9 protein-coding genes are annotated in these 9,706 nt (G+C 44.2%); 4 read left to right on the top strand and 5 right to left on the bottom strand.

Annotated elements, in window-relative coordinates:
• Positions 1-91 precede the first annotated feature (91 nt).
• From ACTTJF_RS09460 to ACTTJF_RS09450, 3 genes are all read left to right on the top strand, one after another.
• Complete coding sequence (locus ACTTJF_RS09460; RefSeq protein ID WP_002947827.1) at positions 92-322, top strand: type II toxin-antitoxin system Phd/YefM family antitoxin; 231 nt, start codon at positions 92-94, stop codon at positions 320-322.
• Complete coding sequence (locus ACTTJF_RS09455) at positions 322-1,506, top strand: alpha/beta fold hydrolase (RefSeq protein ID WP_442551752.1); 1,185 nt, start codon at positions 322-324, stop codon at positions 1,504-1,506. The genes ACTTJF_RS09460 and ACTTJF_RS09455 overlap by 1 nt, the downstream gene beginning before the upstream one ends.
• Before the next feature lie 291 nt (positions 1,507-1,797).
• Positions 1,798-3,234, top strand: a complete 1,437-nt coding sequence (locus ACTTJF_RS09450; RefSeq protein ID WP_442551751.1) for a Mur ligase family protein — start codon at positions 1,798-1,800, stop codon at positions 3,232-3,234.
• A 130-nt stretch (positions 3,235-3,364) separates the two neighbouring features.
• Here ACTTJF_RS09450 and ACTTJF_RS09445 read toward each other — a convergent pair whose 3' ends face one another.
• Complete coding sequence (locus ACTTJF_RS09445; protein ID WP_442551750.1) at positions 3,365-3,994, bottom strand: hypothetical protein; 630 nt, start codon at positions 3,992-3,994, stop codon at positions 3,365-3,367.
• A 271-nt stretch (positions 3,995-4,265) separates the two neighbouring features.
• On the opposite strand from ACTTJF_RS09445, the gene ACTTJF_RS09440 reads away from it, so the two are divergent.
• A complete protein-coding gene (locus ACTTJF_RS09440; protein ID WP_442551749.1) occupies positions 4,266-4,808 on the top strand; it encodes a DUF3237 domain-containing protein in 543 nt (180 codons plus the stop codon).
• A 415-nt stretch (positions 4,809-5,223) separates the two neighbouring features.
• On the opposite strand, the gene ACTTJF_RS09435 is transcribed toward ACTTJF_RS09440, so the two are convergent.
• The 4 genes from ACTTJF_RS09435 to ACTTJF_RS09420 form a co-directional block, all read right to left on the bottom strand.
• Positions 5,224-7,257 (bottom strand): ATP-dependent helicase, encoded by a 2,034-nt coding sequence (locus ACTTJF_RS09435; RefSeq protein ID WP_442551748.1) that lies wholly within the window; start codon positions 7,255-7,257, stop codon positions 5,224-5,226.
• Positions 7,258-7,382: 125 nt separating this feature from the next.
• Positions 7,383-8,387 (bottom strand): ABC transporter substrate-binding protein, encoded by a 1,005-nt coding sequence (locus ACTTJF_RS09430; protein ID WP_442551747.1) that lies wholly within the window; start codon positions 8,385-8,387, stop codon positions 7,383-7,385.
• A gap of 9 nt (positions 8,388-8,396) precedes the next feature.
• Positions 8,397-9,173, bottom strand: a complete 777-nt coding sequence (locus ACTTJF_RS09425; protein ID WP_442551746.1) for an ABC transporter ATP-binding protein — start codon at positions 9,171-9,173, stop codon at positions 8,397-8,399.
• A partial coding sequence (locus tag ACTTJF_RS09420; RefSeq protein WP_442551745.1) for a FecCD family ABC transporter permease occupies positions 9,170-9,706 on the bottom strand: 537 nt, incomplete at its 5' end. The genes ACTTJF_RS09420 and ACTTJF_RS09425, both read right to left, overlap by 4 nt.

Below are 9,706 nucleotides of genomic sequence, written 5' to 3'. Positions count from 1 at the left end.
ATTTTAAAGAACATAATGCGCCATTATATTTTAATTTGAATTTAAAGATAATATGCTATATTTTACATAAAATTTTACACAAAGAACACAAATGACTACTTTTAGCAAAGATGAAATTTACACGGCGACCGAAGTGGTGCGAAATTTCAGTGCCGTCTTGGGTAAGGTCGGCAAGGCGCAGATGAAGCGCGCCGTGATCGTCAAAAATAATAAATTTGAAGCCGTACTGCTAAACATGGGCGAGTACGAGCGCCTATGCGAGGCCGTCGAGGTACTGCAAAGCATTTATGAGGCTAAAAAACGAGCCGGAAGCGGCGAATAATGGCAGTCAAAGAGGTAAAATACGGCGGCAAAATTTACCGCATCAGCTACGAAACCGTAAATCCCGCGCACAAGGACGTCGCGCTATTTTTGCACGGTTGGGGCGCAAACAAAGAGATTATGAAAAAGGCTTTCGGCACGTATTTTAAGGACTTTCGGCACGTTTATGTCGATATGCCCGGCTTTGGCGCGAGCAGTATGCACGGCGCGCTAGCGACGAAAGACTATGCAAAAATCATGAAATCCTTTTTAGAGGAGCTTGGCGCAAGCCCCAAAATCATCTTCGGACATAGCTTCGGCGGCAAGGTCGCAACCCTGCTAAATCCCGAATATCTCGCCCTTTTAAGCTCGGCCGGCATCGTAGCTAAAAAGCCGCTTTGGGTGCGATTTAAGATCGCTTTGTTTAAGTTTTTAAAGCTATTCGGGCTTGGGTTTTTATACAAATTTTTCGCCACAAAAGACGTAAAAGGCATGAGCAAAACGATGTACGAGACCCTAAAAAACGTCGTCGACGAGGATTTTAGCTCAAAATTTGCTGACTTTGGCGGCAAGGCGTTTATATTTTGGGGCGAAGAGGACAAGGCAACGCTTCTAAAAAGCGGCGAACGCATAAGTCGTCTCATCAAAAACAGCGAATTTCACGCGCTAAAGGGCGATCATTTTTTCTTTTTACTTCACGCTCGCTATATCGACGGCGTCGTAAATGCGGGGCTAAATTTGACGGATTTAGACGAAAAAAGCGGGATAGAGAGCGTAAAAATTTTAAGTCCGAAAAACCGTGAAAATTTGAGCAAGAAAATCGAGAGTGCCGACGAAAACGGCGATCCTAAAAACGCTACCGAGCAAAATTTGACGGAATCTACCCAGGAGACTTTGGAACAAGAGGTGGCCATAAACACAAAAACCGTCTCTCAAAGCAGCCTTTTTGACGAGCAATCGCAAAGCGGTAATTTGGCCGATAAAAACCCGCAACTTGACGCCGCAGGCGACGAAAGCAACCAAGTTGTTGCGAACAATATTTTTAAAGAAAATTTGTTTGACGAGCAAGAAAGTGCACTAGACAAGCCCGAGCCTAAAAGCGATGTTTTAAACAGCGACGAGCGAAATCAAATTTTGCCAAAAGATGAGCAGGGTGATCAAAAAATCCCAAAAAAGCCGGTACAGCAAACGTTTGATTTAAGCTAGAGTGCAAATTTGGTATTTGCGCTTTTGACTTAGTTATTAGCATTAAATTTATGCGGGTTTAGCAGGCCTGCATCAAATTTACGAGCTAAATTTAAGCCCAAAATCTGTAAAATCTCGGCTGATAAATTTGCGTTTTACGGCGTAAAAAAAGCAGGGCGGATAAATTTGCTCTCAATTTTAACGAAAAAAACTATCAAATTTACGCCAAGCACGCAAAAACAAACCACAAAACTCTAAATTTGGCAAAAAGGGCGCAAACAAAAGCCCGCTTAAGTGAACCTAGGAGAAAAAATGAACGAAACCCTCATAAATATCGGCCTTGCCGCGACGCAGATTTTATTTACGTTTGCGCTGGGATTTTATCTCATCACCTGCCTTCAGTGGTTTTCCTACAAGTTTGAGCGCGTGCTGTTTCACTTCACCAGGCCGCTGTGGCACGTGTTTTTCCTCATCGTGCCGATCGTGCTTTTTTACGGGGCGGAGCGATTTTTTTGGATTTATTTTTACTTTGCGCTGATGCCAAGCCTCGCTCTTTGGCACAAAAAGCTCGATAAAAAGCTGGTTTTTACGCCGCGAGTCAAGCGATTTTTTATTATCCTGGCGCTTGCTGTTATCGCTAGCTACGGTGTCTATCTCGCGACGCAGCACCGCGTAAATTTAGGCATCGTCCTGCCGCTAGCGGTCTCTTTTGCACTTAGTTTTTTGCTGGAAAAGGCTAAATTTAAGGCCTACGAAAACAGCGCGCGCAAAAAGCTAGCCTCGATGCCGGAGCTTAAAATCATCATGATAACGGCGAGTTTTGGCAAAACCAGCATCAAAAATTTCCTATTTGAGCTACTTAAAAATGACTTCGCCTGCCGTAAAACCCCTCGTAGCGTAAACACGCTAGCAGGCCTCATCCAAGACGTAAACAACGAGCTTGCCGCCGGTACGCAGATATACATCGCCGAGGCGGGCGCACGTCTAAAAGGCGACATCGCGCAGATCACAGAGTTTTTGAACCCGCAGATCGTTATCGTCGGCGAGATCGGCACGCAGCATATCGAGTACTTTAAGACGCTTGAAAATATCCGCGCTACAAAGCTTGAAGCCCTTAGCTCAAAGCGCCTAGAAAAGGCTTTCGTGCACAGCAGCACGCAGGCAAACGAGGGTGAGAAGATAGAAATTTACGATAAAGATCTAAGCGGCGTTGAGGCGAGCTTGGACGGGGTTAAATTTAAGCTCGGAGGGAGGGAATTTGCTTCGCCGCTACTTGGTAAATTTAACGCCGCAAACCTAGCCGTCTGCGTCAAAACCGCGCTATATCTGGGGCTAGACGAGGCTAGGATCGCCTCCGCTCTTGCGCGCCTAAAAAACGTCGAGCATAGACTCGAGCGTATCGATGCGGGTGGCAAAATCATCATCGACGACGGTTTTAACGGTAACTTTAACGGTATGAGCGCGAGCTACGAGCTAGTCGGTAGCTACGAAGGGCGAAAGGTGCTCGTGACGCCCGGCATCATGGAGAGCAGCGACGAGGAGAACGAAAAGCTAAGCAAGATCATCAACAAGACCTTTGACATCGTTATGCTAACAAGCTCGCTAAACGCCGTCGCGCTACTAAAGCACCTAAGTAGGCCAAAAGTCATCGTCATCAAGGACAAATCCAATCTTCAAGAAACCCTAGCACAAAACACCAAAGCGGGCGATCTAATCCTTTTTTCAAACGACGCGCCGAGCTTTATGTAGGCGTAAATTTGAGGATTTTGAGGCGGCTAAAATTTGGTCTTTAGACCAGATTTATAGGCTTACTGCTTGACACTATAAAGCAAAAATTTACACTATAATTTGTGGCATTATTAGCTAAAATTTAAAAATTCTATCGCTTATTTTTGGCCAATTTTTCTGCAAGTATCTGTTTTAATTGATAATTATATTGCAACAAGCCCGTTTTAGTATATCCGCAAGATAGCCCGTCTTCCGTGCCTGATATTTCTTTCTGAATGCTAGCTAAAATAAACGAATTTGGACAATAAATATTATAAATTTTAGCCACTACTTTTGTCTTATGCATATCGCTGTAAATATTTATATTGTTTAGCTTTTTGGTAAATTTAGAGTCATCTTGTTCGCCTGAAAAATCCACATACATATTGTCTAAATCACTTAACGTAAAGTTGCTATCGAGTACGATTATTTCATAGTCTTTTTGGATATTACATTTGTATTCGTAAACGATGCGGTTTTTAACATCCATAAAACTTATAGAAGCAAGCAGTATCACTAATATGAAAACGATTTTTTTGTCGAATTTTATTTGTCTTTTTTGAAAAAGCCCTAGAAAAAACGGCGTTAAAAGCACGGAAAATAAAGTCGAAACGCCCGACATCGCTAGGCACGTTAGCATTGACGCAAATTTTAGTATTTTGTTTAAATTTGACAAATAAATCTGATATATAACTATAGCCCAAGCAAATGAAATCATAATAATTAAAGCAACGGCCGACATTTATAGCCTTTTATAAAATTTATATAAAGATTCTAACACTATACGTTTTAGGCTATTATTAAATGCTTTTTACTTAAAATTTACCATAATTGTCTTTTGTGGCGACACGAAAAACTATAACTTTAAAAATTCTCACAGGCAAACAGACCCTATGATTTGTTACGATTTCAATGCATAAATTCATTAAATTTAAAATTTAAGTCAAAGTTTTAAGATTTTATTCAAAAACTAGCTATAATCTTCATTACAAATCCAAAACAAAGGAGAAGGCATGAGAAAAGGCATTTTTATCGCAACGTTTGCGATGATATTTTCTTTTGGACTCGCAGCTGCTGAAATTTCGGCAAAAGACATCAAAGAACCAAAGCTTGAGTTTGGTTTCATGATCGATATCGAAGTTGACAAGCCTTTAACCGTAGGCAAGGACGACGAGCACGGGCTTCGCCGACTCATATATATCAAGGGCGGTAAAGTAAGCGGCAAGATAAACGGCGAGGTGCTTCCTTATGGCGTCGATAGTCAAGTTGTGCGCCCTGACGGTCTCACCGAACTAGTAGCGCGCTACGCGATCAAGCTTGACGACGGTGCACAAATCTACATCGACAACGACGGCATCCGCCACATCACCGATCCTGAGGTCGCCAAAGAGGCCGCAAAAGGCAAGATTGTAGATCCAAAATACGTTTATTTTGCTACCACCACAAAGTTTGAAACCTACGATCCAAAATATAAATGGATGGAACGCGCGATCTGGGTGTGTTATGCGGTTAGATTGCCTGATAAAGTTTTACTTAGATTTTACGAAGTGAAATGAAAAAAGCGATGATCAAATTTGCGCCCGCGGCGCAGTATTTACAGCGCTCGTCGCGGGCTGTCACAGCGACTGAGAAACCGCTCTTTGCAGACATGAAACCGATACGCTGCTAACTTTTTATAAGATGAAATAATTTTAGTTGGGATCGGCCTATTTTTGTGCCTTGTTTCATCAAATTTACTTAGATATGTAGCGTCAAATTTGAGATAATTTTACTCATTTTGATGTTTTTAAATTTTATTTCAAAGCTTCTATAAATTTGACATTTCTTAAATTTAGATTTTAAGATACTTGTCAAGGCCTATTTTCAAGGTGCGGGTTATGCCAAGCGCCAATTGCCGCAGATGAAAGATAAAATAGGGCGGCTAAATTTAAACGACTTCAAATTTCACATCGGTCAAATTTGCCATCAAATTTAAATCCCGGCGCTCGCCATCCCCGCCTCGATCAAAAACTGGCTGGGCTGGTAGTTTATCTTTTTGATTTTGTCGTATTTAGCATAGCTTAAAATCAGCTCGTCGCGCGCCCTCGTGACCGCGACGTAAAAGAGCCGCCGCTCCTCCTCGAGCGAGCCGCCCATGCTCATTAGTTTGAGGTTCGGGAAGCGATTTTGCGCGAGATCGACTACGAAAACGAGGTCAAACTCAAGCCCCTTTGAGGCGTGCACGCTTAGCAGATTTACCCCTTCGCCGCTGCTCATTTCGCTGCTGCCCAGCGTGATAAAGTTATAAAATTTCTCCGCCTCCGAGTAGTTTTTGGCTAGTTCGCCCAGTACCTCTAGCTTGCCCGCGATGCGCTCCAGAGCCTCTTTTTTTAGCGTTTCGTCTATGTTACCGTTTTTTTGCGTGGCGCGCTTGGTCGCGAGGTTGTCGGCGATAAGGGCGTAAATTTTGCTATTTTTGAGATCTTCTATCAGCGAGGTCGGCCGCGAGTGGCGTTTGGCGGCGCTTAAAAAGTTGTAAATTTCATACAAAAACTGCCCGCCGCTCTCGCTTAGTTTTTGCATTTTTAGCACGGGGTGTGCGAAAAATTTCTCGCTAAAGTTAAATTTAGCAAAGCGCGACTTCTCTCCGACCTCGTCAAGCTCGTCAAAAAGCCCCAGCTGGTAGTTTTTGGTCTTTTTAGCAAAGGCCTCCACGCTCTCATCAGGTTGCAAAAATCCGCGCACGACGTCGCCGTGTCCGACCTTGCTCAGCACCTCGAAAATCTCCTTGCTAAGCGCCGCGCCGACGCCTTTTGCGTATTCGCACACGTGGATAAAGGCCATGATGTCTTTTGGATTTATAAGGATGCCTAGTAGGTCCATCGCGGCGCGCACCTCGCGGCTCTCAAAAAAGCTCACGCCGCCCTTGCGCTTGGAGCCGATACCAAGCTCCCGCAGCGCGACTTCCAGGCCGTCGGCGCTTGAGTTGTTGCGAAAGATTACGGCGATATTTTCTTTTTTGTATTTTGAAGCGGCGATGATTTGCGCGATGTTTGCGTACTGGTCGAAAAGCTCGCTATAAACCAGCAGCTTTGGCGAGGTAAATTTACCCTCGCGGCCGACGACTAGCTTTTTTTCGTAGAGACGCGGGTTGTTTGCGATCACCTTGTTGGCAAGTGCTAGTATAGCGGAGCTACTGCGATAGTTGATGTTTAGCGCGTAAATTTTAGCGTCTGCGAAACGATCCTTAAACGAGCCGATGATCTCGATGTTTGCGCCGTTAAAAGCGTAAATGCTCTGGTCAAAATCCCCGACGCAAAAGAGGCTTTTCGTCTCAAAAGCGCTGATTAGCGAGCCTTGCAGGGAGTTTGTGTCCTGATACTCGTCGACTAAAATTTCCTCAAATTTTAGCGGCGCGCCTTTTCTTAGTTCGTTACGCATTTTGATGAGCAGGTCGTTAAAATCCGCATAGCCGAATTTGCTCTTTTCCTCCTCAAATTCGCGCAAAACGTCCTCGTAAATCTCGGCATATACGCCTTGCTCGTCGCTTCGCTCCTTTAGCCACTCGCCAAACGTCTGCTTTAAGGCTAAATTTTGATACAGCGAATACGCGTCGTAAAGATAGGCGCCCCCATAAGGCTTAACGTCGCTTAGATGGTTAAATTTGCGCCTCTCGACGAGCGATTTTAGCAGCGTTTTTAGCTCGCTAGGTTGCTTTAACGTGACCGGTTTTTCTAGAAATTTAAGCAGCGAATAAGAAACCGAGTGAAAGGTGCCCGCAGTGATGCGCGAGGTGATTTTTTTATCAAAATGTCGGTTTAGACGCTCGATCATCTCGGCTGCGGCCTTGTTGGTGAAGGTTAGCAGCAGGATTTTTTCGGGCTTTACGCCTAAATTTAGCAGATGAGCGATGCGCGCGACGATGGTGCTGGTTTTGCCGGTGCCCGCACTTGCTATGACTAGATTGTGTCCGGCGGGGGCGGTTGCGGCGGCGTATTGTTCTTGATTTAGTTTTGAAAGGGGCATATTTTCCTCGCGTTTAAAAGGGTGGATTATACCCAAACGGGCTTAAATTTATAAAAACGCAAAAGCGGCGAGGGCTAAATTTATTCGCCCCGCGTTTTACGGAGCGAGATAAAAATTTAGCGGTTTTATTTTGGGTTTAGTATTTCTTTTACTTCCTCGTCGCTTAGTTCGTAGCGGTAAAATTTAAGATAAAATTTCTTTACTTCTTCTTCTAAATTTAAGTCAGAAAAAATATCTGGATAAAGTATTTTAGCTAGCCAAAGCGGCTGCAAGGCGCCCTCGGCGCTTCTAACCGACCACAGATAAACTCCGCTAGGCACGACGAAAACGGCGCCTTCTTTGACCGCTTTTAGTTGTTTAAACGCGGGATTATTTAGGATTTTTTCCTTGCCTTCGCGAGAATTCGTGATGATGACGTCAGGGTTAAAGATAATAACTTGCTCCTCGTTTATCGTCTTTGAAATCTTAAAATCCGTCTCGTTATCTTGTGAGCTTAAATTTATGCCGCCGGCGATTTTTATGTACTCCGCGCCAATATCTTTGCCGCTGATCGTGCTAAAATTTCCGGAGTTAAAATTTAGAGCCAAAACCCGCTTTTTGTCCTTAATATTTTGAACTTTTTCGCTTACGTATTTTATATTTTCGTCAAAATACTCGTTAAATTCCTCCGCCTTTTTTACCGCATCGCCGCCTAAAATTTGGGCTATCTTGCTAACCGCGCCTTTTATCTCGCTAGCGTTGCTAAATTTATTTATATTTACGACCGCTATGCCGGCGGCTTCTAGCTGCGCTCTTTGATTTTCGTCAAATATCATGCCAACGGGCCCAAAAACCACCTGCGTATTTGAGGCGATGATGCTTTCGGCACTGCTTGTTAGCGAGCCGCTTACGTTATTCATCGTTTTTATTTTAGGGAAAATTTTACTCATCATTTTAGGCAGCCTAGCCGCGCCCGAGATGATTTTATCTTCGCCCGTTAGCATCGCGCTCATCTGCGTAAATGCTCCTATCATCGGCGTTACGCGCTCTACGTTATCAGGTATTTGCACCTCTTTGCCGCCGTCGTCTACTATGATACGCGCTTGCAAAAGACAAGCCGCAAGTATCAAAACCGTCAAAATTTTTTTCATTTTTTCTCCTTAAATAATCGGAACGCAGGAATAAACGCTCCTGCCTTCGATCTCGTTTTTTACTACTCTTATATCGGCGCCGTAAGCAAGTTTTAAATTTTCATCCGTTATCGCTTCGCTAGCGCTGCCGTAGATGATGTTTTGATCTCTTTTTAAAAGCGCAACCTTGGCGTCTATATAAAAAGCATGCTCGGCAAAGTGCGACGTCATGATGATCTTATGCCCGTTTGCCGCTAGCTCTTTTACGGCTTTTAGGATTTTTACTTGGTTTCCAAAGTCCAAATTTGAAGCGGGCTCGTCAAGCATCACGGCGTTTGCTTCTTGCGCTAAAGCTCTTGCAATTAAGACCATTTGCCTCTCGCCGCCGCTGATATCGGTGTAAATTTTATCCGCAAATTCGCTCATTCCTAGCATATCAAGCTTTTGCAGGGCGATATTTACGTCTTTTGCGCTTGGATTTTCAAAAGCTCCGATATATGGCGAGCGCCCCATCAAAACGACGTCTAAAACCTTAAAAGCAAAGGGCGGAGTGTGAGCCTGAGGCACGTAGCTAACGATCTTTGCTCGCTCTTTGTCGCTTAAAGCGAAAAAATCTCGCCCGTCTGCTAAAATTTCTCCGCCAAAAGGCTTTAAAAATCCCAAAATCGTCTTAAAAACAGTCGTCTTGCCCACGCCGTTTGGTCCGAGCAAGCATAAAATTTCTCCGTCTTTTAGCTCGGCGCTAAATTCCTTCACGACTAGCTTTTTGCCGTATCCGCAGCTTAAATTTTTTATCTTAAATTTCATAGCCAGCCCTTTTTGCTCTGATAAAGCAGGTAGATAAAAACGGGCGCGCCGATGAGCGAGGTGATAATGCCAAGGGGTATCTCGCTAGCCATCGCGCACCTTGCTATCGTATCTACTACTAGCAAAAATAGCGCGCCTAATAGCATAGAAACGGGCAGCAAGACGTTAAAATTCGCCCCGACGATAGAGCGAGCGATGTGCGGCACGATGAGTCCGACCCAGCCCACTATACCGCAAAAAGCCACGCTAGAAGCCGTCAGCAAGGTAGAAGCGCAGATGATAACGAAGCTATAAAATTTGACGTTTACGCCCATGGCTTTAGCCTCTTCTTCGCCAAAGGCTAAGATATTTAGCCTAAATCTAAGCAAAAACAGAGGCACCGAGCAAAACGCCGTTACGCCTAGCATATAAAGGACGTTTTGATATCCTCCCGTGCGAGCTAGGCTGCCCATCAGCCAAAACGTGATCTCGGGCAGCTTGTTTTCGCTATCTGCTAGAAATTTTAAAAGCGAGCTAAAAGCTCCAAAAAGCGA

The sequence above is a fragment of the Campylobacter sp. genome (assembly GCF_052170435.1).
In the GTDB taxonomy this organism is placed as follows: domain Bacteria; phylum Campylobacterota; class Campylobacteria; order Campylobacterales; family Campylobacteraceae; genus Campylobacter_A.
The sequence above is the reverse complement of the archived record's forward strand: the minus strand, read 5'-3'. Positions and strand labels throughout refer to the sequence as shown.